Origin of the sequence: Hamadaea sp. NPDC051192, assembly GCF_040682475.1 — a bacterium.
In the GTDB taxonomy this organism is placed as follows: domain Bacteria; phylum Actinomycetota; class Actinomycetes; order Mycobacteriales; family Micromonosporaceae; genus Hamadaea; species Hamadaea flava.
The window spans coordinates 74050-96469 of sequence record NZ_JBFBAZ010000008.1; the positions used below are offsets into that span (position 1 = coordinate 74050).

The 22420-nt window shown below is 70.7% G+C and carries 24 protein-coding genes; 11 read left to right on the plus strand and 13 right to left on the minus strand.

Annotated elements, in window-relative coordinates:
- The first annotated feature begins 12 nt into the window (after positions 1 to 12).
- Both AB0M47_RS05630 and AB0M47_RS05635 read left to right on the plus strand, forming a co-directional pair.
- Entirely contained in the window at positions 13 to 780 is a 768-nt protein-coding gene (locus tag AB0M47_RS05630) for a hypothetical protein (protein WP_363408903.1), read from the plus strand.
- A 54-nt stretch (positions 781 to 834) separates the two neighbouring features.
- The gene (locus AB0M47_RS05635; protein WP_363408906.1) at positions 835 to 1830 is read left to right on the plus strand and encodes a phosphotransferase; all 996 of its coding nucleotides are present in this window, start codon (positions 835 to 837) and stop codon (positions 1828 to 1830) included.
- A 35-nt stretch (positions 1831 to 1865) separates the two neighbouring features.
- On the opposite strand, the gene AB0M47_RS05640 is transcribed toward AB0M47_RS05635, so the two are convergent.
- Both AB0M47_RS05640 and AB0M47_RS05645 read right to left on the minus strand, forming a co-directional pair.
- Positions 1866 to 2189, minus strand: coding sequence for a plasmid stabilization protein (locus tag AB0M47_RS05640; RefSeq protein ID WP_363408909.1), 324 nt, complete (start codon positions 2187 to 2189; stop codon positions 1866 to 1868).
- 189 nt (positions 2190 to 2378) lie between these two features.
- Positions 2379 to 3032, minus strand: a complete 654-nt coding sequence (locus tag AB0M47_RS05645; protein ID WP_363408912.1) for an HAD family hydrolase — start codon at positions 3030 to 3032, stop codon at positions 2379 to 2381.
- Between the two features lie 119 nt (positions 3033 to 3151).
- Between AB0M47_RS05645 and AB0M47_RS05650 the strand changes: the two genes are divergently transcribed.
- A complete protein-coding gene (locus AB0M47_RS05650) occupies positions 3152 to 4708 on the plus strand; it encodes an FAD-binding oxidoreductase (protein ID WP_363408915.1) in 1557 nt (518 codons plus the stop codon).
- Between the two features lie 121 nt (positions 4709 to 4829).
- On the opposite strand, the gene AB0M47_RS05655 is transcribed toward AB0M47_RS05650, so the two are convergent.
- On the minus strand, positions 4830 to 5207 hold the full coding sequence (locus AB0M47_RS05655) for a VOC family protein (RefSeq protein WP_363408918.1): 378 nt from the start codon (positions 5205 to 5207) through the stop codon (positions 4830 to 4832).
- Positions 5208 to 5259: 52 nt separating this feature from the next.
- Entirely contained in the window at positions 5260 to 5715 is a 456-nt protein-coding gene (locus AB0M47_RS05660; RefSeq protein ID WP_363408920.1) for an AtaL-like protein, read from the minus strand.
- 138 nt (positions 5716 to 5853) lie between these two features.
- Here AB0M47_RS05660 and AB0M47_RS05665 point away from each other — a divergent pair, with 138 nt between their 5' ends.
- Both AB0M47_RS05665 and AB0M47_RS05670 read left to right on the plus strand, forming a co-directional pair.
- On the plus strand, positions 5854 to 7305 hold the full coding sequence (locus tag AB0M47_RS05665) for an MFS transporter (RefSeq protein ID WP_363408923.1): 1452 nt from the start codon (positions 5854 to 5856) through the stop codon (positions 7303 to 7305).
- A gap of 210 nt (positions 7306 to 7515) precedes the next feature.
- Positions 7516 to 7713, plus strand: a complete 198-nt coding sequence (locus AB0M47_RS05670) for a hypothetical protein (protein ID WP_363408926.1) — start codon at positions 7516 to 7518, stop codon at positions 7711 to 7713.
- A gap of 63 nt (positions 7714 to 7776) precedes the next feature.
- On the opposite strand, the gene AB0M47_RS05675 is transcribed toward AB0M47_RS05670, so the two are convergent.
- Entirely contained in the window at positions 7777 to 8043 is a 267-nt protein-coding gene (locus tag AB0M47_RS05675) for a DUF2871 family protein (RefSeq protein ID WP_363408929.1), read from the minus strand.
- Between the two features lie 170 nt (positions 8044 to 8213).
- Between AB0M47_RS05675 and AB0M47_RS05680 the strand changes: the two genes are divergently transcribed.
- Entirely contained in the window at positions 8214 to 9293 is a 1080-nt protein-coding gene (locus AB0M47_RS05680) for a DUF2382 domain-containing protein (RefSeq protein ID WP_363408932.1), read from the plus strand.
- A gap of 22 nt (positions 9294 to 9315) precedes the next feature.
- Here AB0M47_RS05680 and AB0M47_RS05685 read toward each other — a convergent pair whose 3' ends face one another.
- Positions 9316 to 9912, minus strand: coding sequence for a LysE/ArgO family amino acid transporter (locus tag AB0M47_RS05685; RefSeq protein WP_253751300.1), 597 nt, complete (start codon positions 9910 to 9912; stop codon positions 9316 to 9318).
- A 76-nt stretch (positions 9913 to 9988) separates the two neighbouring features.
- Between AB0M47_RS05685 and AB0M47_RS05690 the strand changes: the two genes are divergently transcribed.
- Positions 9989 to 10879: a LysR family transcriptional regulator ArgP gene (locus AB0M47_RS05690; RefSeq protein WP_363409034.1), complete on the plus strand. Its 891-nt coding sequence runs from the start codon at positions 9989 to 9991 to the stop codon at positions 10877 to 10879.
- Position 10880: 1 nt separating this feature from the next.
- Here AB0M47_RS05690 and AB0M47_RS05695 read toward each other — a convergent pair whose 3' ends face one another.
- The gene (locus AB0M47_RS05695; RefSeq protein ID WP_363408935.1) at positions 10881 to 11378 is read right to left on the minus strand and encodes a DUF2218 domain-containing protein; all 498 of its coding nucleotides are present in this window, start codon (positions 11376 to 11378) and stop codon (positions 10881 to 10883) included.
- A gap of 78 nt (positions 11379 to 11456) precedes the next feature.
- Here AB0M47_RS05695 and AB0M47_RS05700 point away from each other — a divergent pair, with 78 nt between their 5' ends.
- Positions 11457 to 12047 (plus strand): TetR family transcriptional regulator, encoded by a 591-nt coding sequence (locus AB0M47_RS05700; protein ID WP_363408938.1) that lies wholly within the window; start codon positions 11457 to 11459, stop codon positions 12045 to 12047.
- A gap of 77 nt (positions 12048 to 12124) precedes the next feature.
- On the opposite strand, the gene AB0M47_RS05705 is transcribed toward AB0M47_RS05700, so the two are convergent.
- The 4 genes from AB0M47_RS05705 to AB0M47_RS05720 all read right to left on the minus strand — a co-directional run bounded on the left by AB0M47_RS05705 (position 12125) and on the right by AB0M47_RS05720 (position 18360).
- Positions 12125 to 13741, minus strand: coding sequence for an FAD-binding protein (locus tag AB0M47_RS05705; RefSeq protein ID WP_363408941.1), 1617 nt, complete (start codon positions 13739 to 13741; stop codon positions 12125 to 12127).
- Between the two features lie 69 nt (positions 13742 to 13810).
- Complete coding sequence (locus AB0M47_RS05710; protein WP_363408944.1) at positions 13811 to 14533, minus strand: 3-oxoacyl-ACP reductase family protein; 723 nt, start codon at positions 14531 to 14533, stop codon at positions 13811 to 13813.
- Between the two features lie 112 nt (positions 14534 to 14645).
- The gene (locus AB0M47_RS05715) at positions 14646 to 15404 is read right to left on the minus strand and encodes a DUF1963 domain-containing protein (RefSeq protein ID WP_363408947.1); all 759 of its coding nucleotides are present in this window, start codon (positions 15402 to 15404) and stop codon (positions 14646 to 14648) included.
- Positions 15405 to 15585: 181 nt separating this feature from the next.
- On the minus strand, positions 15586 to 18360 hold the full coding sequence (locus tag AB0M47_RS05720; protein ID WP_363408951.1) for an AAA family ATPase: 2775 nt from the start codon (positions 18358 to 18360) through the stop codon (positions 15586 to 15588).
- A gap of 126 nt (positions 18361 to 18486) precedes the next feature.
- Here AB0M47_RS05720 and AB0M47_RS05725 point away from each other — a divergent pair, with 126 nt between their 5' ends.
- From AB0M47_RS05725 to AB0M47_RS05735, 3 genes are read left to right on the plus strand one after another with little or no spacing between them, the layout of a single operon-like run.
- Positions 18487 to 18894, plus strand: a complete 408-nt coding sequence (locus tag AB0M47_RS05725; protein WP_363408954.1) for an AtaL-like protein — start codon at positions 18487 to 18489, stop codon at positions 18892 to 18894.
- Positions 18891 to 20465 carry an FAD-dependent monooxygenase gene (locus AB0M47_RS05730; RefSeq protein ID WP_363408957.1) on the plus strand — a complete coding sequence of 525 codons (1575 nt, stop codon included), beginning with the start codon at positions 18891 to 18893 and terminating at the stop codon, positions 20463 to 20465. The genes AB0M47_RS05725 and AB0M47_RS05730 overlap by 4 nt, the downstream gene beginning before the upstream one ends.
- 22 nt (positions 20466 to 20487) lie before the next feature.
- On the plus strand, positions 20488 to 20955 hold the full coding sequence (locus AB0M47_RS05735) for a helix-turn-helix transcriptional regulator (protein WP_363408960.1): 468 nt from the start codon (positions 20488 to 20490) through the stop codon (positions 20953 to 20955).
- Between the two features lie 88 nt (positions 20956 to 21043).
- On the opposite strand, the gene AB0M47_RS05740 is transcribed toward AB0M47_RS05735, so the two are convergent.
- Positions 21044 to 21649: an isochorismatase family protein gene (locus AB0M47_RS05740; RefSeq protein WP_363408963.1), complete on the minus strand. Its 606-nt coding sequence runs from the start codon at positions 21647 to 21649 to the stop codon at positions 21044 to 21046.
- Positions 21649 to 22419, minus strand: a complete 771-nt coding sequence (locus AB0M47_RS05745) for a 2,3-dihydro-2,3-dihydroxybenzoate dehydrogenase (RefSeq protein ID WP_363408966.1) — start codon at positions 22417 to 22419, stop codon at positions 21649 to 21651. Before AB0M47_RS05745 ends, AB0M47_RS05740 begins: the two co-directional genes overlap by 1 nt.
- Position 22420 lies beyond the last annotated feature (1 nt).

The following is a 22420-nucleotide window of genomic DNA, read 5'->3' on the forward strand; positions in this document are numbered from 1 at the left end:
TACACCATGCACATGAATTCGCGTACGCGCGCAGTCACCTGGACGCTCGTCGGCGCGATGGTGCTCTCGGTCGTTAGCGGGGTGGTCCTCGCCCGCCTGAGCGGCGCCGCCCCGGAGCGCACCACGTTCGTCGCTGTCCTCATCACCGTCAACTCGGTCGCCGTGCTGGCTGGTCTGACCGCCACGATCGCGGAAGCGATCATGCTCGGGCTGAGCGGGTCCCGGCGCAGGGCGGGCTTCATCGTGACGGGCCGAGCGTTCCGCATCCCGCCACGGACCGACCTGCGGCTCAACGTCGTCCTCGGCATCCTGATCACCGGACCGCTGGGCGGGATGATGTGGCGCTCGCCCGACTCACGGGGCATCGCGATCGCCTTCGTGACCTGCATGGCGATCCTGATCGCGCTGATCCTTGCCGTCGGACCGGGCCCCGTCCTCGAACTGCGCCCGACCGGCGTCTACTGGAACGCGCGCATCTTCCGTCGGCACATCCCGTGGGAGGCCCTGGCTCCGGGCGGCCCGGGCCGGCCGCGTCCGTCCGACTCCAGGCTGCCGTTGATCGTGACCCGGCCGGAGCTGGTCACCCAGCGCGGGCCTCGGCTGGGCAGCGGAACGGCTGAGCGGCCGTTCCTCTCGCTCACGATGGAGGTCCAGCCGGCGTTCCTGGCCGACGCGATCCACTGGTACGCCGACCACCCTGAGGACCGCCCGGCCATCGGTACGCAGGCCGAGCACGACCGGCTCCGCACGGCGCTCGGGGCAGCTCCCGCCCCGGCCTAGCCCGCCCGGGTAATCCGATGTACAGCGGCGACTGCCGCAGTCATGATCACCGGTATGGCCGACCCGGACCTGGTACGTGAGCTGCTGGCCCGATGGGGCGTCCCGGCGGACGCCGCCGTGACCCGCACCGAGCACGGCACGAACAATCACACGCGCCGGATCGTCAGCGGGAGCCGGCGCTGGTATCTACGCGTCAGCCCGCATCGCAGCGCGGACCAGGTGCGGGCCGAACATCGCCTGCTGGCCAGGCTCGCGAAGGCAGGGCTGCCGTTCGCCGTTCCCACGCCGGTTGCGCTGCCGGACGGCGGCACGGTCGTCGAGACTGACCTCGGCCCAGCTGTTCTGTGTGAATCGATCCCGGGTGTGCCGCCGGACCTCGGCCAGGAACCTGCCCTGGAGCGGTTCGGCCGCGCTGCGGCGGACCTGAGCGAAGCGCTGGCCGGAGTCGCTCCCCAGGACACTCCGCACGACTGGCAGGGCGGGCCGCTGGAGGCGCTCCCCGACCTGTCGATCTTGGCGCGGGAGCTGGTCACGGCCGGGCTGGACATCGACCAGGTCGGGGTCCTGCGCAACGGCGCCGACCGCGCCCTGGGCGCGTGGTCGGAGATCGCCGGGCGGCTGCCGAACCAGGTGGTGCATGCCGACCTGGCGCGCTCCAACGTGCTGGTCGATCCGGACACCGGGGCGGTGACCGGCATACTGGACTTCGAGCTGACGGGCTACTGGATCCGGGCGATCGAGCTGACGGTGGCCCTGGCGCTGTCCGGAGCCGCGGACGGACCCGGCTGGCAGCGCCGGGCAGCCGCACTGGCCAGGGGCGGAGCATGGGGTACGCGGCTGACGTCCGCCGAGCTGGCCGCCTTGCCTGACCTGATGCTCGTCCGCGCGGTCGCCTCGACCGTCTGGCGGGCGAAGCGGTGGCAGCTCGGGCAGTCGAGCCTGGCCGAGGTCGCCGACCGGCTGGACGTGCTCGCCGAGACGCTGGGCTGGCGAAGCGCCGAAGGCGGCCGACTCGGCGACGTCGTGGCCACCGCCGGCGCATCCGGTTGAGCCAGTCCGGTCCAGCCGCCGGGGGTTCGTCTTCGCTACCGCGACAACGCGCGTTCCAGCTGCGTTTTCGTCATCGAGGATCGGCCCTCGATGTCACGGTCCTTGGCCTCGTTGTACAGCTGGGCCTTCGTCCGCCCCTTCGGCCCACTGTGCGACCGTTTGCCGCCGCGCTCCCCTGACGACATGTCGGTCAGCGAAAGTCTGCTGGCCGTCTTCGACTCACCGTGGCGGGCGCGTTCCTTGTTGACCGTCCGCGCGGCGATCTCCTCCGCCCGGTCGGTGGACACGCCGCGCTTCTTCGCGCTGGACTTGATGTGCTCGTACTGACGCTCGCGCTTCGGACTCGATCCAGCGGGCATGACGCCCTCCCTTCGTCCGCCCTGTTCGTCCCCTTCGTCCGCACAGCTCAAACGCGGATGCCCGAAGAGCGGGGAGCGCTCGGGTAGCGGCGAGTTCCGTTGATGATCTACATCCCGTCTTGTATCCGGATCCGGCCCGTACGCGACACATTTCGGGATCGCGATCGCAGCTTGTCCTATATGGACGTGTCAGGACGCTGCGTTGTGCTGCGCGACCAGGACGGGGAGTTCGTCGAGGGAGTCGATGCGGAACAGCGCCTGCTCGGCCACATCGGGCAGGTCGAGGATGTGGCCCCAGGGTCCGCGCCGGATCAGGCAGGTCTTCAGACCGAGGGCGTGCGCTGGGCGTACGTCGTTGTCGGGGCGGTCGCCGACGTAGAGGATCGCGGACGGGTCGCCGCCGCCTTCGCGGATGACGTGGTCGAAGAAGGCCGGTGACGGTTTCGTCGCGCCCCAGCCTTCGGAGGTGCCGATCACGTCCACCGCGAGGTCGAGCGAGCGCAGGATCGTCTCGGCGAACGTGGGCTGGTTGCCGGCCAGGCCTACGAGCAGGCCTTGGTCCTTCAGCGCGCTCAGGCAGGCTCGGGCGTCCGGGTAGAGATCCTCTTCACCGAACGTCTCGGTGTCTCCGGCGGCGGCCCGGCGTTCGCGCTCGGCTTCGAGGTCGAATCCGGGCCGGATGATCTCGAACGTCTGCTGGAAGTCCTGGCCCCGGGCGATCACCGCGCCGAGGACCGCCGACAGCGTGTGCCGGGGTACGCCGAGCCAGTCCGCCCAGGTCGCGAACTCCCGGGATTCGTCGAGGATCGTGCCGCCGACGTCGAAGAAAACCGCCTTGATCATCCGTACCCCGTCCAGCGTCGCCCGACCCGTCCAACGGATCATAGAACCGCTTGACCGAGCAGTCCGCACTACCTGATCAAGTAGTGCGGCGGCGTACTCGGCGACCCTAGTTTCAGCTCATGATTCGCCGTCGCACCGTTCTCACCGGCAGCTCGTTGGCGGCTGCCGGCGTACTGCTGCCGACTGCCGCGCAGGCCGCCGGGACGCCCGCAGCGCAGAGCATCCGTCCCGCCGATCCCCGGTACGCCGCACTGACAGTCGGAAACAACGCCCGCTGGCGGGCGCAGCCGGAGCAGGTCGTTCTCGTCACCGATGCCGAGCAGGTGGTGACCGCCGTCCAGCAGTCGGTCGATCGCGGCCGGCGGTTGTCCGTCCGCAGTGGCGGGCACTGCTACGAGGACTTCGTGTTCCACGCCGAAGCGCAGACCATCGTGGACCTCTCAGTGCTCGACCGGGTCGGCTATGACCCGGCGATGCGGGCGATCACCGTGCAACCGGGCGCGACGCTGCTGCACGCGTACGAGTCGATTTTCCGGACCTGGGGCGTGACGCTGCCCGGCGGCTCGTGTTATTCGGTGGGCGCGGGCGGGCACATCGTGGGCGGTGGGTACGGGTTCCTGTCGCGGCAGCACGGTCTGACCGTCGACCATTTGTACGCCGTCGAAGTGGTGACCGTCGACGGCGAGGGGCGGACGCGACGCGTGGTCGCGACCCGCGAGCCGGGCGACCCACGTCGCGACCTGTGGTGGGCGCACACCGGCGGCGGTGGCGGCAATTTCGGCATCATCACGAAGTACTGGCTGCGCAGTCCGAGCGGCGCGGACGTGCTCCCCCGGCCGCCCCGGGAGGTGCTCGTCGGCGGGCTCGGGATCGACTGGTCCGCTCTGGACGCCGACCGTTTCCGGCGGCTGGTCGACAACTTCGGCCGGTGGCACGAGAACAACAGCACGCCAGGCGCACCGGCGAGCCGGCTGTCGGCCCTGCTGTCGCTTGGGCACCGCAGTTCGGGCGCGGTGTTCGTGCTGGCCCAAGCGGATCTGGCCGCCGAACCGGTGCTGCGATCGTTCTGGCGGGAGGTGCTCGACGGCGTCACCACCACCGCTCCCCCGCCGCCGGCGCGCCTGCCGTGGCTGTCGGCCGCGCAGCTGCTGGCGACGAACACTCCGGTGCTGACCAGCCCGGTGCAGCGGGCCGAGCACAAGTCGGCGTACCTGCGGCGGCGGTTGCGCGCCGAGCAGGTCGACGCGATGTTCGCTCACCTGTCGTCAGATGCGTACGCCAACCGGGACGCGATGGTGGTGATCTTCGGCTTCGGCGGGCAGATCAACGCCGTCGACCCGGCCGCCACCGCCGTGGCGCAGCGCGACAGCGTACTGAAGCTGCTGTTCCAGGCGTTCTGGCTGGATCCGGCGGAGGACGACACCCACGTCGGCTGGGTACGCGACGTCTACGGCGAGGTCTTCGCCGCGACGGGCGGGGTGCCGGTGCCGAACCAGCAGGCCGACGGGGCGTACGTGAACTATCCGGACACGGATCTGTCCGACCCGCGGTGGAACCGCTCGGGCGTGCCCTGGTCGACGCTGTACTACAAGGACAACTACGCGCGGCTGCGGCAGGTCAAAGCGGCGTACGACCCGTTGAACGTCTTCCGGCATCGCCAGTCCGTCGAGCCGTGACCGTCGAGCCGTGACCGTCGAGCCGTGACCTTCGAAACCCTGACCAAGGAGGGCGGGCGGCCCCGGCGACCGCCCGCCCCTTTTCCCCATCACCCATGAACAAAGAGCAGATAAAAGAGGGTCAGCCCGCGTTCTGCCACAGCCCGAGGACGCTGCCCTCGCTGTCGGTCACGTACGCCACGAAGCCGAAGTCGCCGACCGAGACCTTCTCCTGTACGCGCTTGCCGCCGTGCTCCTCGACCGCCTGGAGCGACGCGTCGATGTCCTCGACCGTGACGGTGACGACCGGGGTCGTGATCGCGCCGCCGCGAACGGCGAGGCCGCCGTTGATGCCGCCGGGGACGGTGGGCCGGCCGTCGGCGTCGGACGGTGTGGTGCCGACCAGCGTCGAGCCGGTCGGGATGGTGAAGACGTTCCAGCCGAACACCTTCGAGTAGAACTCCGAGGCACGGGCCAGGTCGTCGACCGGCAGCTCGAAGTGGGAGACCTGGGCAGACATGAAACCTCCAGAGTCCGCGGCAAGCGGGTTAGCGGGTCAGCGGGTCAGCGGGTCAGCGGGTCAGCAGACGGATGGTGTTGATCGTGGCCCGTGCCGTGTCGTAGAAGAGCAGGTCGTTCTCCGCCACGAAGCCGGCTTCGACCCGGCTGCGCGCCAGGCCGTGAGCCGACAGGGTGGCGGTGAACGTGAACGTCAGCCGGTCGGACTCGTCCCGGCCGATCTCGTTGGTGATGGCGACGAGATCGGGGTTGTCGAGCTGCTCGAACACGATGCGCCGGTGTGGCTCGAGCCGGACCCGTTCCCGGACGGTCACCTCGTCCCGCAGGACGATCTCGCGGACGAAGCCGTCGTCGAACTTCTCCACGACCTCGGCCCCGGTGATGGACGGGACGAACGCGACCGGGTGCGCGGCCTTGTGGGTCAGCAGGTCCCACAACCGGGCCTCGTCGACCGGGGGACGTTCGGAGCCGTCTTCGTTGACCTGAAACGTGTACGTGAACAGCACCATGCCGCTCACCCTGCCGCCCGGGCCGCAGCGGTCACATCCCGTGTTCACGTGATCTCCGGCGACGATGCCGAGGTCACCCCGGCTGGATCACGTGTTCACGTGATCCGGGCGGCCCCGGGTGCTGCCGACAATGGCGGCATGGACAGTCACATCGACGAAGTCACGGCGCCGGCTGCAAGCGCCGGGCCCGGCCCCGGGAGCGGTGCGCCCTGGCGGGTGTTCTGGTTGCTCGCCCTGATCGAGTTCATGGCGGTGATGGACGCGTCGGCGGTCAACATCGCGCTGCCGTCGATTCGGGAAGGGCTGGGATTCACGCCGACGTCGCTGGCGTGGGTCGTCGACGCGTACCTCATCGGTTTCGTGGGTTTCATGCTGCTCGCCGGGCGGGCGGCGGACGTCGTCGGGCGACGCCGTCTCTACGTCGCGGGCGTGGCGGTCTTCACGATCTTCTCGCTGGCCTGCGCGCTGTCGCAGGAACCGTGGCAGCTCGGCGGCAGCCGGTTCTTCCAGGGCATCGGCGCAGCGCTGGTCACCCCGGCCGCGCTCGCGCTGATCACCGACATCTTCCCCGAGGGACCCGACCGAAACAAGGCGCTGGGGATCTTCACCGGCATGGCGGGCGTCGCCGCGCCGGTCGGCCTCGTCCTCGGCGGTCTGCTGACCACCGCGTCCTGGCAGTGGATCTTCCTCATCAACCTGCCGATCGGGCTGTTGGTGCTCGCGTTCAGCCTGCGCCTGCTGCCCCGCACCAGCCCCACGGCCGCCGGCGGGCTCGATCTGATCGGCTCGGTCACGGCCACCGGGGGTCTGATCCTGCTCATCGCGGCCACGGTCCGCGGGCATGATCAAGGCTGGACCTCCGCCCTCACGATCAGCGAGTACGCCGCCGCAGCGGTCCTGCTCGGCATCTTCGTCCTCCGCCAGCTGACCGCGGCCAATCCCCTGATCCCGACCGCTTTGCTGAAGATCCGCAACGTGGCGGTCGGCAACGTGGCGTTCGCCCTCGTCGGGGCGATCCTGATCGCGATGTTCTTCATCATCACGCTCTACCTGCAGCAGGTCCGGGGATTGTCGTCGCTGGAGGCGGCGCTGATCTACCTGCCGGTGCCGCTGGCCATGCTCGCCGGTACGCAGGTCGCCCCGCGCCTGATGCGGTTCGGCCCGCCGAACGTGCTCCTCATCGGGTTGCTCGTGCAGGCGGTGGCGCTGATCGGCTGGGCGCTGGGGATCAGCGTCGACGGCCCGGTCGTCCTCGCGTTCGACATCCCGGCTGCGGTCTGGTCGTTCGGGCTGGGGATGTGCATCGTCTCGTCCTTCGTCGTCTGCACGATGGGTCTGACCGGGCAGATCGCCGGGGCCGCGGCGGGCCTGGCCACCACGACCTACCAGGCGGGCGGCGCGATCGGCGTCGCGGTGCTCGCGGTGGTGGCCGACGCGCTCACCCATCGTCAGCTGGCGTCTGGAGTGGACGACATGCAGGCGCTGGTCGACGGGTACGCCGCCGCCATCTGGTCGGCCGTCGGCCTGGCCCTGGCGGCCGCGCTGCTGACCCGGTTCATCTTCGGCCGGCCGCAGCCGTCCGCCGCCTGACCCGACCGGTCGAACGACAGCCCCGGCCCACCCCCCGGCCGGGGCTGTCCGCTGTCCACCTAATGCCGAACGAGTGACTATTCTTTGGGGGCCCGAATACGTTATGTAGCAAGCTCCCCGGCTATTTGCTCGCATCATTACCGCATTTGATTGTGGGGTAGTCGACCCGACTAATCTCGGCATGCTGGACGAACGACTGGAGGGCGCACGATGACCGCCGAGGAACACATCCAGGCTCTGCGCGACCTCATGCGGATCAGCTGGGAGGACGACGTGGCCGAAGCCACGCGGTTGGCCGAGAGGGCCGAGGCGCAGGGCGCGACCTGGCGGGCGAAGTTCCATCGCGACAGCGTCAAGCGACTGGAGGCGATGGACAAGCCGTGGGAGAAGCCGATGCCGGTCTTCTGAGTGGAAGCGGCGCAGCGCCCGTCCCCGAGCTGGGGCGGGCGCTGTGCGTACGGGCGAGGGGTGCTATTCGGTGTCGGCGGCGCGGTTCTTCGGCACGCGCTTGCCGAGGTTGATGAACAGCAGGACCAGGCCGACGGTCAGCCCGATGTGGCCGAGCCCGGCGATGCCCGCGATGGCCTCGTTGCTCTCCTTGCCGTAGACCGTGAGGGTCCCGTGGACCACCATGGTCGCGATCGTCACGGCTAGGCTGGCGTTGTAGACCCAGAAGAAGGTGGCGAACAGCGCTCGACCCGGCTGATCCGGGTCCTCGGCTACTCGGGCCCCACACATCAGCAGGGCTACGTGCGGGTCGATGAATTCGAGGTGTACGCCTCCTGAGCGACCCGATCCGGTTGCTCCTGGAACGGGAGCAACCGGATCTTCGTGTTTCCACCTTGATCCGCTGGGTACGCGATCTTCGCAAGGCCATATGGCAAGGCCAGAAGACGGGGGGTCTTCTGATGATCAGCACACAAGAGCTGAACCTTTTGGCCGGGGCCAAGGTGTATGACGGAGCCGGCGAGAAGATCGGGTCGGTCGGCCAGGTCTTTCTCGACGGTGACGACGGGCACCCGGCTTGGGTCGCCGTGCGTACCGGATGGTTCGGCACGAACGAGAACTTCGTGCCGCTGGACGACCGGAGTCACATCGAGGGTCACAAGCTCCATGTGTCGGCGATGAAGGACGAGGTGAAGCACGCGCCACAGGTGGAGCGCGACTCCGGGAACCTGAGCGAACGCTCGGCGGCCGAGTTGGACCGGTACTACTACAACCTGCCGGCCGGCAAGTTCGCCGATCGCGGCGGGGCCGCGACGACCGAGCGCGCCGACGCGTCCGGCGCGGCCGACCACGCCAGAGCGGCTGGCCAGCATCGGGCGCCGGACCAGCCGCGGACCGATGATCAGGCCCGGCTGGGCAGCGACATGCGGACGGGCGACCAGACCCGGACGGCCGACAAGACCGGCATGGACGACCGGACCGGCATGGCAGGCAGCACCGCGATGGACAACCGCACCGGGATGGACCGGGCCGGGATGGACAACCGAGCCGGGATGGACAACCGTGCCGGAATCGACGATCGCGCCGAGATGGACAACCGGGCCGGGATGGACAACCGTGCCGGAATCGACGATCGCGCCGGGATGGGCGAGAGGTCCAGGAACCTCAACATCACCCGCTACGAGGAGCAGCTGCGGACCGGCAAGCAGGACGTCGAGACCGGCAAGGTGCGCCTGCGCAAGCACGTGGTGACCGAGAACGTGGACATCACGGTCCCGGTCAGCCACGAGGAGGTCCGGGTCGAACGGCACCCGATCGACCAGCCGGGGTCGCAGCGTCCGGGCGCGCAGCCGTTCGCGGAGGAGACCGCCGAGGTGATCCTGCACGAGGAGCGGCCGACCGTCAGCAAGGAGACCGTGCCGGTGGAGCAGGTCGGCCTCGTGGCGGAGACCCACACCGAGCAGCGGCACGTGAAGGACACCGTACGCAAGGAGCAGATCGACGTGGAGGACGACCGCTCCGAGCGTGACCGCCGGAGGTAACCGGCGGGGCTGCGGCTGAGGCTCACCCGAGGATCAGCCGCAGTCCGACGATGGTCATCGTCCCGGCGACCAGGCCGTCCAGTACGCGCCAGGTCGCCGGGCGAGCCAGTTTCGGGGCGAGCCGCCGGGCGGCGCCGCCTAGTCCGGCGAACCAGACCGCGCTGGCGAGCGCGGCCCCGGCGGCGAACCACCACCGGTGGTTCTCCTGGCTGGCCAGCCCGCCGAGCAGGAGCACGGTGTCCAGGTAGACGTGCGGATTGAGATAGGTGAAGGCCAGGCACGTCAGCAGGGTGGCGCGCAGTCCCGCGCCACTGCCCGCCGCCGCTTCGAGGAGCCCGGGTCGCAGCATTCGGCGTACCGCCAAGGCGGCATAGGCGAGCAGGAACGCGGCGCCGGACCACCGGATGGCGTCGAGCACGACGGGCCGGTCGGCGACCACGGAGCCCAGACCCGCCACCCCGGCCGCGATGAGCAGCGCGTCGGACGCGGCGCAGACCAGGACCACCGGCAGGACGTGCTCACGGCGCAGCCCTTGCCGCAGGACGAATGCGTTCTGGCTGCCGATGGCGACGATCAGGCCGAGCGAGGCGCCGAATCCGGCGAGCAGTGAGGTGAGCACCCGGCAACCGTAGGAACGCTGCTGTGTGCAGTCCAACTAATGTTTCTTAGGCTTGATTAGTATTGCTTAGGTGACCTTGGACTCGGCCCAGTTGCAGACCTTCGCGGCGGTGATCCGTGAGGGCAGCTTCGACGCGGCGGCGCGGGCGCTGAACGTCACCGCGTCGGCGGTGAGCCAGCGGATCAAGGCGTTGGAGCAGACGGCCGGGCAGGTGCTGGTCCGGCGGGCCAAGCCCTGTGTGGCCACGGCAGCAGGCGAGCCGTTGCTGCGCCTGGCCGGGCAAGTGGCGCTGCTGGAGCGGGAGGCGCTCGACGCGGCCCGGGGCGGCGTGCCGGAGCCGGCCGGCGAGACGTGGACGCGGCTGCCGATCGTGGTCAACGCCGACTCGCTGGCCACCTGGTTCCTGCCCGCGCTGGCGGCGGTTCCGGAGTCCGCGCGGTTGCTGTTCGACGTGCACCAGGACGACGAGGACTACACCGCCGAGCTGCTGCGCAGCGGCACCGTGATGGCCGCGGTGACGACGCAGAACGTGCCCGTGCAGGGCTGCCGGGTGCAGCGGCTGGGCACGATGCGGTACCTGCCGGTGGTCGCGCCGGGCGTACGGGAGCGGTGGTTTCCCGGCGGCGGCAGCGCGGAGGAGTTCGCGTACGCCCCGATGCTGTTGCTGAATCGCAAGGATCAGCTGCAACACCGGTTTCTGCGTACGCTGACGCGGCGGTCGCTGGATCCGCCGATCCACTACATCCCGTCGGCGGACGCGTTCAACCGCGCGATCGGGCTCGGGCTCGGCTGGGCGCTGATGCCGGAGCCCTTGGCGACGGCCGAGATCGCGGTCGGCCGGGTGCTGCGGTTGCCCGGCCGGCCGGTGAACGTTCCGTTGTACTGGCAGCACTGGAAGCTGGAGTCGGCGGCGCTGACCACCCTGACGACGGCCGTACGCGACGCCGCAGCGACCGCGTTGCGCTGAGTCAGCCGTGCGCGGTGGGACGGTGATGACCGAACCGTCCGGTCTTTCGGCGTACCACCAGAATCGCGGCCACCTTGACCGCCACGGCGGCGAACACGACGAGCACCGGCACCGTCCACCCACGACGCAGCGCCGCGGCGATCAGGCCGGCGTGGACGGCGAGCGCGAGCAGGACCGCGACCGCCATCGCCGGGACGAGCCAGCGGGAGCGCGGCCGGTGGGACCACGCGACCGCGAGCGGAGTACGCCCACCGAAGCGTTCGAAGTCGCGCGTGACGATGTCGCGGATGCGGCGCAGGGCCTGATCGTCGGCGGCCTCGGTCTCGACGACGAGCGCCGTGGCCTCGGCGGTCAGCGTGCAGCGGCCGTCAGGGAAGGTGACCACGCCGCGGGACTCCGCCCGTTCGGCGGTGACTCCCATCGCACGGGCGTGGTCGCAGAACTGCTTGAGGAAACGTTCGGCGCGATCGGTCTCGATTCGCGCGATGTCGGTCGGCATGGGTCTAGTTTTATCGAGACAATATGTCTACGGCAAGTGCGATCTGTCTCACTCGTAGCCATGCTGTACTCTTGGCCGGTGCCCAAGCTGTGGACGGAGACGATCGACGCTCACCGGACGGCGTTGCGCGACGCCGTCCTCGACGCCACCGCGACGCTGGTCGCGGAACAAGGGCTGGTCGGGCTGACCATGTCGCAGATCGCCGACCGCGCCGGGATCGGCCGGGCGACGCTGTACAAGTACTTCCCGGACGCTCAAGCAGTCGTCACCGCCTGGCACGAGCGGCAGGTGACTCGCCACCTGGAGCAGGTGCGGGCCGCAGCCGACCCAGCCGTGCCGATCTCGGCACGCCTGCACTCCGTGCTTCGGGCGTACGCCCTGCTCCGGCACTCGGCTCAGGCGCATCACGACAGCGACGCGGCGTTGTTCCTGCACGAGGGACGACACGTGGACGAGGCACACCAGACTCTGCGCGGGTTCGTCCGCGACCTGATCGCCGAAGGTGCACGCGAGGGCGTACTGCGGACGGACGTCAGCGCGGCCGAACTCTCCGCGTACTGCCTCGCGGCGCTCAACGCCGCCGTCGCCCTGCCCAGCCGCGCCGCCGTCGACCGTCTCGTCCTGGTGACGGCGGCTGGGCTCGCACCCGACCTTTCCGCGCGATCATGAACTCGTGGTCGTGATCTACCGGCATGTCGCGTACCGGGGACCCTGATCGTTCCCCGGCCGGACTGATCGACTCCGGTTCAGGGGAGCCGGACGGACTGGGCGTGGCGGAAGGTGTCCAGCGGATCCCACCGCGCCTTGACCTGCCGCAGTCGCGGATAGTTCTGCTTGTAGTACAGGTCGGACCAGGTCAAGCCGGACGTGTTCCAGGCCGGGTCGCCGAGGTCGGCGTCGGCGTAGTTCACGTAACAGCCGTCGGTCTGGCCACCGGTCACGGGCACTCCGCCGGTCGCCGCGAAGACGTCCCGGTACAGCTCGCGTACCCAGCTCAGATGTTTGGCGTCGTCGGCGGGATCGGTCCAGAACGCCAGGAACTGCGGCTTGAGGATCGAGTCGCGTTGCGGCACGACGGTGGCGTCCGGCGCCACTTCGTTGATCTTCCCGCCGTACGAGGTGATCAGCAGCAGCGCTCCGTAGTGCTGGTAGTCCGTGCGGGTCAGGTGATGGTGGATCGCCTGGATCTGCGCGTCGGTGAAGCCCTGCCGCAGGTACGCCGACTTGATTTTGAAGCGGTAGGTGGGGTTGCGGCCGCCGGTGAACCCGGGCCACTCGACCGCGCGCAGCCACGGCAGCCGCCGGCGGTCCAGCGGAATCGGCGTCACCCCCGACCCGGCGGCGACGTACGCCTGGAACTCGTCGAGCACTCGGTCGGCATCGGGCACGGCGGCGTCGATCTGGGTCGTCAGGCCGAAGGTGCCCGCGATCCGGTGCTGCGGCTTGAGCTGGCTGAACAGTCTGCGCTCGCCGCCGGCGGCGAAGTACGCCCCGAAGTTGCGCAGCAGCGCCGCGAAGCCGGTCTCGGTGAGTCCGTCCCACGGGATCGCCAGATCGGAGACGATCACCTCGCGAGGTGCGGTCGGCAGCACCTGCCGCGGGTCCGCGCTCGTGACGCCGGGCGTACGGAAGAAGTACTTCGTGACGATCCCGAAGTTCCCTCCCCCACCGCCGGTATGCGCCCACCACAGGTCCCGCAGTGGACCGGTGTCGTCCCGGGTCGCCACGACCGCACGGACGGACCGGTCCGCGCCGACCACCACGACTTCGACGCCGTAGAGGTGATCCACGGTCAGGCCGAGCGACCGAGAGAGCGGGCCGTAGCCGCCGCCGGCGAAATGCCCGCCCGCGCCGACTGACGGGCACGAGCCGCCCGGCACGGTCACTCCCCATCCTTTGTAGAGGGTCTTGTAGACCTTCTCCAACGTGGCCCCCGGCTCGACCACGTACGCGCGGCGTACCGGGTCGTAGGTGACGGCGGACAGCTCGCTGAGGTCGAGCACGACCTGGATCGCCGGGTTGGCCACGAAGTCCTCGTAGCAGTGGCCGCCGCTACGTACGGCGATCCGCTTGTTCTGCGCGACGGCTTCCCGGACGGCGGCGATCACCTGGTCCGGGCTGGTCACCAGGCGTACCTGGGATGGGGTTCCGGTGAACCGGAGGTTGACCCCGCGGACGAGGTCGCCGTACTGGACGTCGCCGGGGCCTACCGTGATGGGCGGCCGCGTGACCAGGCCCGAATCGGCCGCTCCAGGATCAACGGCGGCGGTAGTGGATGCTGCGTGAGCGGCGGTGCCGGCAGTGAACGGGGCGGCGGCAGTGAGAGCCGCCGCCCCGAGGACGCCGCGACGTGACATGGACATGCGCTGTTCCTCCCCTTGGGCGCGAGTACGCCCACAGAACGCACGAGATATGGAGTTATCCGGGCAGGGTCAGACGAGGCCCCCGTCCACGGCGATGGTCTGCCCGGTGACGAACCGGCCGTCGTCGCCGGCGAGGAACGCCACCACCGCGGCGACGTCGGCCGGTTCGCCGATCCGGCGCAACGGAGCGCCCGCTGCGATGGCGTCCCGGTTCTCCCGGGCGTCCGGCGGGAGCATGTCGGTGTCGGTCGGGCCGGGCGCGACGGCGTTGACGGTGATGCCGCGCGGGCCGAGGTGATGCGCCAGCGACCGGGTCAGCACCTGCACGCCCGCCTTCGCCGCCCCGTACGCACCGAGGAATTCGATGGCGTCGCGCGGCAGCCCGGCGGCGACGTTGATCACCCGGCCGTTGTCGGTGATGTGCTTGGCCGCTTCCTGCGAGGACAGGAAGACGCCGCGCAGGTTGACCGCGATCACGCGGTCGAAGGCCTCCTCGGGGATCGCCGGGATCGGCCCGCCGATGCCGATGCCGGCGTTGTTCACGACGATGTCGACCCCGCCGAACTCGGCCCTGGCCGCCTCGTAGAGCAGCCGGACGTCGGCGGCGTCGCTGACGTCGCCGCCGACGGTGATCGCGGTGCCGATCGACTGGGCGACCTCGGCGGCCAGCTCCTTGTTGACGTGGTAGTGCACGACGACGTTCGCGCCGTCCTGGCCGAGGCGTTCGGCGATGGCCCGGCCGATGCCCCGGGATGCCCCCGTGACGATCGCGGTCCGTCCGCTGAGACTCATGCGTGATCCCTTCTAGATCGCGGTCAGCCCCAGAGTCGCCCGGTGGCCGGCCGCCCGACCTCACGTGATCACGCCATCTTTTGGCTTAGTTCGCTTAGTCGGCTTCGTTGGCTCAGTAGGTCTCCAGCGTCGCCACCGCCGCGCTCAGGTCGCCTGACTGCAGCGCCGCCGCCGGGACGGAGACGTACAGCGTGCCGTCGAACGGGAAGGCGCGGAGCTTGAGCAGGTGCAGGTGGTCGTCGGCCCAGGACGGCGACGGTCCCAGCTCCCAGGCCGGCCAGCCGAACGCGGCGTGGCCGTCGACCTCGCCCCACTGCTCGTACAGGGGGTGCAGCTCCAGGCCGAGGATGTTCTGCCGATGCGGACCGCGATCGAGCCGGTTGACCGCGTCGTCCCACTGGTCCGGCAGGGTGAGCACCGGGGCGGCGTCGATCGCGATCCGCTCGTAGGAATCGGCGGGTTCGGGCGCGGTCCGCTCGACAGCTCGATCCGAGTGCGCCGCGATCACCCGAGCCCAGCCGGGCGAGGTGAGGTCGGCGTCCCACTCGTGGTCGGGGACCGGGTCGTAGACGAAGAAGTTCAGCAGACCGGTCTGCCAGGGCACCGGCTCGCCGAGCACATCGGCGAGCGTATCGGTGTCCAGGACGGCGGCGAGGCTGAGCGGGACGTCGCGGTGGTGCGGCCAGGGGGTGCCGGGGTCCAGCAGCGCCGGGCCACCGAGGGCGCTACGCCCGGTCGCCGGCTGTCCGGCCGCGGCCGGCCGCAACTGGAACGCCGGGCGAGCCAGGGCCGCCAGCTGGGCGCCGACCGACTCGCCGACCACCTCGGCGCAGAGTCGGGAGAGCTCGGCACGCTTCGCTCGAAGATCCATCCGGGCATTCCACCACGAACCCCCGACAACAGCGCCGTCAATGCATCGCGCGCATTCGGCCGAGCCGCCCCGTGTTGAGCCGGCCGAACCAGCTCGTGTTCAGCCCGCCGAACCGAGGGGTCAGCGGCCGAACCGAAGCGTCAGCCCGCCGAAGCGAGGAGTCAGCGGCCGAACCGAGGGGTCAGCCGGCCGAGCCGGGCTCGCGTTCGAGGAAGGCCCGGGTCAGCTCGACCCGGCTGGCCACGCCGAGTTTGACGAAAGCGTGCCGCAGATGCGAGTCGACGGTGTGCGGCGACAGGAACAGCTCGGTGGCGACCGCCCGGTTCGTCTTGCCCTCGGCGACGAGGCGGACGACCTTCAGCTCCGATTCGGTGAGGCTGCCCCAGCCGGTCCGGGCGCGGCCGCCTGCCGGGCGCAGCCGTCGGCGTACGCCGAGTTCGCGCAGCCGGCGATGAGCCCGGGCGGCGTCGCCTTCGGCCAGGATCTGGGTGTAGAGCGTGGCGGCCTCGTCCAGGATCGCGACGGCGTCGGTCCGGCGGCCAGCGAGCTGGTCGAGGTAGCCGCGGTCTTCCAACGCCGACGCCAGCGACAGCCGCCGGGGGCCCTTGCGGAGCAGCAGGATCGCTTCGTCGAGGGCGTCGGTGTCACCGGACAGCAGCGACTCGGCGCGCAGGGCCATGCCGGCCAGGTAGGTGACGCCCGGGTTCAGGTCGGCCAGCTGCCGGGCGGCTCGCATCGCCCGCTGCGCCTGCTGCGTCGCGCCGGTGCACTTGGCCAGCCGGACGAGGTAGGGCGCGGTCCACGGGTCGAAGGTCAGAATCCCCGGGTACGCCTCCAGCCGCTGGTAGATCGGGGCGAGCAGCTGGACGGCATCCGCGCCGCGACCGCGTACGTCGTAGAGCAGGGCGCTGGCCTTGGGCGGGCTGTCGGCGTCGCGGCGGCGCGGGATCCGGCGCAAGTAGCCGGCCGCTTCCGCGGTCTTGCCGCGGCGGATGGCCAGCCAGGCCAGGGTGGACAGCAGACTGCCGTCGAGGGCGCCGGCCGACATCCGGTCGGAGGTGGCGAGCCCGGCTTCGGCCTCGGCGACGGCGTCGTCCAGCCGGCCGGCCGCGATGTGCAACTGCGTACGCCCGTGGTGCCACAGCGGCATCGACCAGACCGCGCCGAGCCGTTCGGCTTCGCGCTGGCCGTGTTCGAGCATCGTGTCCGCCTCGTCGAGCTGGTCGACGCTGATCAGGGCCCGGCCGAGCCACAGCCGGGGCAGCCGGATGCGGGCCTGGCCGCCGGCCTGTTCGGCGACCCCGACGGCCTGTGCGGCCAGGGCGGTCGCCTGACCCAGGTCGCCCCGATAGCGGGCGGTGACGCTGCGGGCCACCGCGGCCACCACGACCGCCGCGGACTCCCCCGTCCGCTCCCCGACCGTGATCGCCTCACGGGCGACCTCGTCCGCCTCCTCCAGCGACCCGTCGTCGTCCAGATAGAGCAGTGCGTGCGACTTGACCGCCAGCAGCCGCGCCCGCAGATCGTCCGGTACGCCGGCGCGCACCAGGCCGCGGTTGGCGTAGTCGACGACGAGGCGGTCCTGACCGGCGTGTTTGAACATCTCGGCCAGCCCGGCCAGGATGCCCGCCTCGACGGTGGGGGCGAGCGAGGCGCCGAGCGCCTTCTCCCCCACCTGCCGGGCCTCGGTGAGCCGGCCGGCGGTGGCCAGCGCGTCGACCGCCTCGGCGATGCGCGCCGGGCGGCTGGCGTCGGCGTCGTCGAGCAGCTCCAGCAGGTGCAGCAGCAGGTCGGCGGCGGCGCTCGGGGCGGACGTCTTCAGGTCGCTGGCCGCCTCGTGGAGCACCTCGGCGGCGTGGGCGTCGCCCTTGCGGGCGACCCGGATGAGGTGCTGAGCGGCTTCCACCGCCGGGCGGCCTTCCGCCCGCACGACGCTGACCGCCTCGCGGTGCAGCGCTTGGCGTACGGGGGCGGCCAGGGAGCGGTAGGTCGCCTCGCGCAGTAGATCGTGCCGGAACATCAGCTCGTCGCCGGTCTCGACCAGGATGCCGGCGGTCACCGCCTCGGCGGCCGGTTCGACCATGTCCCCGGCCGGCTTGCCGACCAGGGCAGCCGCCTCATGCAGGGAGAACGGCCGGCCCAGCACCGCCGCCGCGTCGAGCAGCTGGCGTACGGGGGAGGCGAGTTCGAGCAGGCGGCGGTGGGCGGCGACGACGAAGCCGGGCGGCAGGCTGCCGTCGCCGATGGTGGCCAGCCCGCCGGCGACCCGGATCCGGTCGCCGATACGCAGGCTCGTGATCAGCTCCTCGAGCAGGAACGGGTTGCCGCCGCTGCGTTCGGCCAGGGTCAGCAGTTCGGGGCTGGGCACGGCGCCGAGCAGGTTCTGGCAGACCTCGGCCATCTCCCGCCGGTTCAGCGGGCCGAGGTGCAGCTGGCGGCCGTGTTCGGTGGCGATCCAGCGCAGCGCGTCGCGGACGGCGGACCGGCGCGGCAGCGGCCGCAGGGCGAGCAGCCAGCCGACCGGGCTGGTCCGCAGCGCGGGCACCATGTCCCGCAAGGCCAGGACGGTCAGCTCGTCAGCCCAATGCAGATCGTCGAGCACGATCAGGACGGGCCGTACGCGGGCGGCCGCCTCGATCAGCTCGGTGAGCCGGTTGATCAGCCAGTACCGGTTGTCGGCGACGGGATTCAGCTCGCCGAGGTCGACGTGCCCGCGCAACGCCGCCAGCAGCGGCGACAGCGGTGCGGCGGCGTCCAGTTCGGTCACCCGGCCGGTGATCACCGTGACGCCGGACGCGGTGGCCTCGGCGATCCCCTCCCGGAGCAGGCGGCTCTTCCCGATCCCCGCCGGGCCATCGATAGTCAAGCATGCGCCGATGCCCTGCCGAGTCCGCCGGACGATCTCCCGTACCTCGGCGAGCTCCTCCGATCGGCCGACAAGACCCTGCTCAGCCACGAACGATCATCCCCGTGCGTACCCCCCTTGACGCTGCGTCCATTCAACCTCACGGAAACACGTGATGCAATTACGCATCGATGAAGGCGACGCTTGTCACGACCTTCGGACGGGAGTGGATCAAGCATGTCCTCCATCAGTTTCCGGCGGCCCGTACACCTGGACCGCGACCGGGTGTGGGCCGGGCTGCTGCACAAGGCGGCCGACCCGACCAGTTACATCTCCGCCATCACCGGCTGCACCGTGCTGGAGCGCGAACCCGGCGCGCTCGTCCGCGAGATCGTCGTCAACGGCTCGATCCGCCACCGCGAACGCGCCGTGTTCCACGCGCCGGATCGCATTGTTTTCCACCAGTTAACGGACTCCTCACTGGACACGATCGTCAACACCATCGAGGAGGAGGACGGCGTGCTGTATCTGCGCCTGACGATCACGGGCACGCCGGGTCGGCTCGCCGAGATGCACGACTACTTCGCGCACACCCTGGAGGAGATCGTCACCGCGCTGCACGCGGGCGCCGGGGCGCCGACGTGACCGCGCGGATCCTGGTCGTCGGCTGCGGCCCGGTCGGCGCCACCCTGGCGCTCCAGCTCGCACAGCTCGGCGTGCCGTCGATCGTCGTCGACCGCGCCACCGCGGCCACCCCCTACCCCAAGATGGACTTCGTCAACGCCCGCAGCATGGAACTGCTGCACCGGCTCGGGGTCGGCGAGCCCGTGCGCACGCGCGGGGTTCCGCCGGGCTACGACTTCACCTTCCACTGGTACGCGAACGCGACCGAACCGCCCGTGGCGGTGTGGAACTACCCCTCCGTCGACGGCCAGCGCGACGCCATCCGGCGTACCAACGACGGGACCATGCCCGCCCAGCCGTATCAGCGGCTCACCGGGTCGATCCTGGAGGAGATCCTGCGTGACGCCGTCCGGGCGCACCCCCTCGTCGAGCTGCGCGAGGGCTGGACGTTCCGGTCGCTGACCCAGGACGACGACGGCGTCACCGTCGAGCTGTCCGATCCCGACGGTTCGCCGCACGACCTGCGCGCGGCGTACGCCGTCGGCTGTGACGGCGCGGGCAGCGCGGTCCGCGCCGCCGCCGGGATCGACGTGGACCTGATCGGGCCGACCTCCCGGCATTGCGACGTCTACTTCCGCAGCTCCGACCCGGCGTTGCGACCGCACGGCCGGTACTTCCTCGGCATTCACGCGGGCGGTGTCATGCTCGTCTCCCGGGACGAGGACGTCACCTGGACGGCGACCTTCCCCTACGAGGGCGACCCGCCCGCCGATCCGCTCGCGGTGGTGCGACTGCGGCTCGGTACGCCGATCCGGTTCGACGAGGTCATCGCGGTGGCGCACTGGGAGGGCCGGCTCGGTGTCGCCCGCCGCTACCGCGCCGGGCGCGTCCTGCTCGCCGGGGACGCGGCACACCAGTTCTACCCGACCGGCGGGCACGGGGCGAACACCGGGCTCGGCGACGCCGCCGACCTCGGCTGGAAGCTCGCCGGAGTGATCCAGGGATGGGGTGGCGCAGGGCTGCTCTCGGCGTACGAGCTGGAAAGACGGCCGGTTGCCCTGATCAATCGCGAGATGTCGTTCAATCTGCTGGAGGTGTGGCGGCGTTTCCCGGCGCTGGCGGCGGTGGGCGCGAGCCCGGCGCAGCTCGCCGGGTATCTGGAGCAGGACGCCTACCAGATCGACAACCTGGGCATCCACTTCGGCGCCCGGTACGCCTCCCCGATCGTCGTGGCGGGCGACGGACCGGAACCGCCGTGGCGCTGGCGCTCGATCACCGCGGCGCTGTGGCCCGGGATGCGTCTGCCCGCCCTGTTCCTCGCCGACGGCACGCAGCTGTTCGATCACCTCGGAACCGGGTTCGCGGTGCTGGACCAGGATCCCGGTGCGGCCGGCGCGACCCTGGCCGAGGCGGGCCGGCGGCGCGGCGTGCCGATCCGGCACGTGACCGTCGACGACGACGGCTGCCGGAAGATCATCGGCTCGTCCTTGACGCTGATCCGGCCCGACCAGCACGTGGCCTGGCACGGCGAACCCGCGGACCTGCGCGACATCGGCGAGGAGGCGCTGCTCGACATCGTCTGCGGCATCTGACGACCATCGGGGGAGGGGTCTCATGAGCACGGAAACCGAATACTCGACGGACTGCCATCATGTGCTGCGGGTGGCGGCCGCCATCGGCCGGACGTTCGCCCTGCACGACGTGGCCGACCTGCTCCAGCAACCGGTGGCGGCGCTGCTGCCGGTCATCGACGAGGCACTCGACCGGGGCGCGATCACCGCGCACGGCAACGACTTCGCCTTCCGCGACGACGGCGTCTGGCGGGAGATCCTGGCCGGCATCCCGCAACCGGTGCTGCACAGCCTGCGGGTGACCCGGCCGGCGCCGCAGCCGGACGGCTGGGACGGGCTCAGCGCGATCGAGCAGAACATCGCACAGTTGGTCGCCGAGGGCATGACCAATCAACAGGTGTCGACGAAGGTCTTCCTGTCGCACCACACCGTCAACTACCACTTGCGGCAGATCTTCCGGAAGCTCAACATCCGGTCCCGGGTGGAGCTGGCCCGCCGCCTACCCTCCTGACTTCTTCCTGGCTTTCTGCTGCGGATCACGGTTACGCAGGCCATCCCGGTGGGTTTCGGCCTGCGTAACCGTGATCTGCAAGGAGTCGCTAGGGCGCGAGGGCGGCCGAGAGGTCGGCGGTGGTGGACACGACGGCGCAGGTGGCCGCCATCCACTCCAGGGCCTGGCGATGGTGGCGCTCGGTGAAGTCGGCGACGGCGTCCCCGGCCACGAACACCTCTACGTCGCGGCAGTACGCGTCGGCCGCCGTCATCTGGATGCCGACGTGGGCGTACACGCCGCAGAGGATCAGCTGGTCCCGGCCGGCGAGCTGCGCGTGGAAGTCCGACCGGTGGTACGCGCTGTACCGCCATTTGGTGAGCACGGTGTCCCCGGCCGACGGGGCGACTGCGTCGGCGATGGCGCGGGCGGCCGGGTCGGGCGGCATACCGGGGCCCCAGAAGTCCAGCAGCAGACCGCGATCGGCCGGCGTCATCCGGCCCGGCTGCGCGGTGTAGAAGACGGGCAGCCCCGCCCGCCGGGCGGCCGTCACCAGCGTCGCCGCGTTCGCCAGCAGGCCGCCGGGATCGGGCAGCAGGCCGACGAAGTAGTTCTGCAGATCATGGACGAGCAGCGCGGCCCGGCGGGGATCGGGCTGCCAGCCGGGAACGTTGTCCGGCATCGCGGCGGGCATCGGATAGCTCTCGGTGATCATCAGACTCCCAGGGTGGCGCCACCGTCGACGCACAGCTCGTGCATCGTGATGTGGCCGGCGCGGTCGGAGGCCAGGAACGCGACGGCGTACGCGACGTCCTGCGGTTCGGCCAGCTTGGTCAGCGGGATGCCGATGCGGTAGCGCCCGGCGTCCCCGTCGAGCACGGACTGCCGGCCGTAGTCGTCGTGCCACATCGACCGCAGCATCGGGGTGTCGGTGGACCCCGGCGCGACGACGTTGCAGCGAACCCCGTACGCGGCCAGCTCCAGCCCGAGGCATTTGGTGAACAGCGTCGCCGCCGCCTTCGCCGAGCAGTACGCCGCCATGTGCATCCGCGGGACCCCGGCCGCGTTCGAGCCGACCGTGACGATCGCGCCGCGACGGCGTACCGCCATGCGGGTGGCGACGGCCCGGGAGACGTGCAGCACGCCGAAGGTGTTGACGGCGAACACGTCCTGCCAGTCCTCGTCGGACAGCTCCAGGATCGGCCCGGTACGCAGAATCCCGGCCACGTTGACGAGCACGTCGACCGGGCCGAGGGCGTCCTCGATCGACGCGACCGTCTCGGCGACGGCGCTCCGGTCCCGGACGTCGACGGCGTACCCGGTCGCCCGATGCCCGTTGCGTACCAGTTTCTCGACCTGCTCGGCCAGGGCGGCCGGGTCGACGTCGGCGACGGCGACGGTGGCTCCCCGCGCCGCCAGCTCCCCCGCCACCGCCGCGCCGATGCCGGACGCCGCCCCGGTCACCAGGGCCACCTTCCCGTGCACG

Excerpts from the sequence above, each read along its gene's own strand:
- AB0M47_RS05660 (WP_363408920.1), bottom strand. The coding sequence starts at position 5,715 with ATGGTGCTGTTCACGTACACGTTTCAGGTCAACGAAGACGGCTCCGAA.
- AB0M47_RS05670 (WP_363408926.1), top strand. The coding sequence starts at position 7,516 with ATGACCGCCGAGGAACACATCCAGGCTCTGCGCGACCTCATGCGGATC.
- AB0M47_RS05680 (WP_363408932.1), top strand. The coding sequence starts at position 8,214 with ATGATCAGCACACAAGAGCTGAACCTTTTGGCCGGGGCCAAGGTGTAT.
- AB0M47_RS05705 (WP_363408941.1), bottom strand. The coding sequence starts at position 13,741 with ATGTCCATGTCACGTCGCGGCGTCCTCGGGGCGGCGGCTCTCACTGCC.
- AB0M47_RS05710 (WP_363408944.1), bottom strand. The coding sequence starts at position 14,533 with ATGAGTCTCAGCGGACGGACCGCGATCGTCACGGGGGCATCCCGGGGC.
- AB0M47_RS05715 (WP_363408947.1), bottom strand. The coding sequence starts at position 15,404 with ATGGATCTTCGAGCGAAGCGTGCCGAGCTCTCCCGACTCTGCGCCGAG.
- AB0M47_RS05695 (WP_363408935.1), bottom strand. The coding sequence starts at position 11,378 with ATGCCGACCGACATCGCGCGAATCGAGACCGATCGCGCCGAACGTTTC.
- AB0M47_RS05735 (WP_363408960.1), top strand. The coding sequence starts at position 20,488 with ATGAGCACGGAAACCGAATACTCGACGGACTGCCATCATGTGCTGCGG.
- AB0M47_RS05640 (WP_363408909.1), bottom strand. The coding sequence starts at position 2,189 with ATGCCCGCTGGATCGAGTCCGAAGCGCGAGCGTCAGTACGAGCACATC.
- AB0M47_RS05665 (WP_363408923.1), top strand. The coding sequence starts at position 5,854 with ATGGACAGTCACATCGACGAAGTCACGGCGCCGGCTGCAAGCGCCGGG.
- AB0M47_RS05725 (WP_363408954.1), top strand. The coding sequence starts at position 18,487 with ATGTCCTCCATCAGTTTCCGGCGGCCCGTACACCTGGACCGCGACCGG.
- AB0M47_RS05740 (WP_363408963.1), bottom strand. The coding sequence starts at position 21,649 with ATGATCACCGAGAGCTATCCGATGCCCGCCGCGATGCCGGACAACGTT.
- AB0M47_RS05635 (WP_363408906.1), top strand. The coding sequence starts at position 835 with ATGGCCGACCCGGACCTGGTACGTGAGCTGCTGGCCCGATGGGGCGTC.
- AB0M47_RS05630 (WP_363408903.1), top strand. The coding sequence starts at position 13 with ATGAATTCGCGTACGCGCGCAGTCACCTGGACGCTCGTCGGCGCGATG.
- AB0M47_RS05650 (WP_363408915.1), top strand. The coding sequence starts at position 3,152 with ATGATTCGCCGTCGCACCGTTCTCACCGGCAGCTCGTTGGCGGCTGCC.
- AB0M47_RS05655 (WP_363408918.1), bottom strand. The coding sequence starts at position 5,207 with ATGTCTGCCCAGGTCTCCCACTTCGAGCTGCCGGTCGACGACCTGGCC.
- AB0M47_RS05645 (WP_363408912.1), bottom strand. The coding sequence starts at position 3,032 with ATGATCAAGGCGGTTTTCTTCGACGTCGGCGGCACGATCCTCGACGAA.
- AB0M47_RS05675 (WP_363408929.1), bottom strand. The coding sequence starts at position 8,043 with ATGTGTGGGGCCCGAGTAGCCGAGGACCCGGATCAGCCGGGTCGAGCG.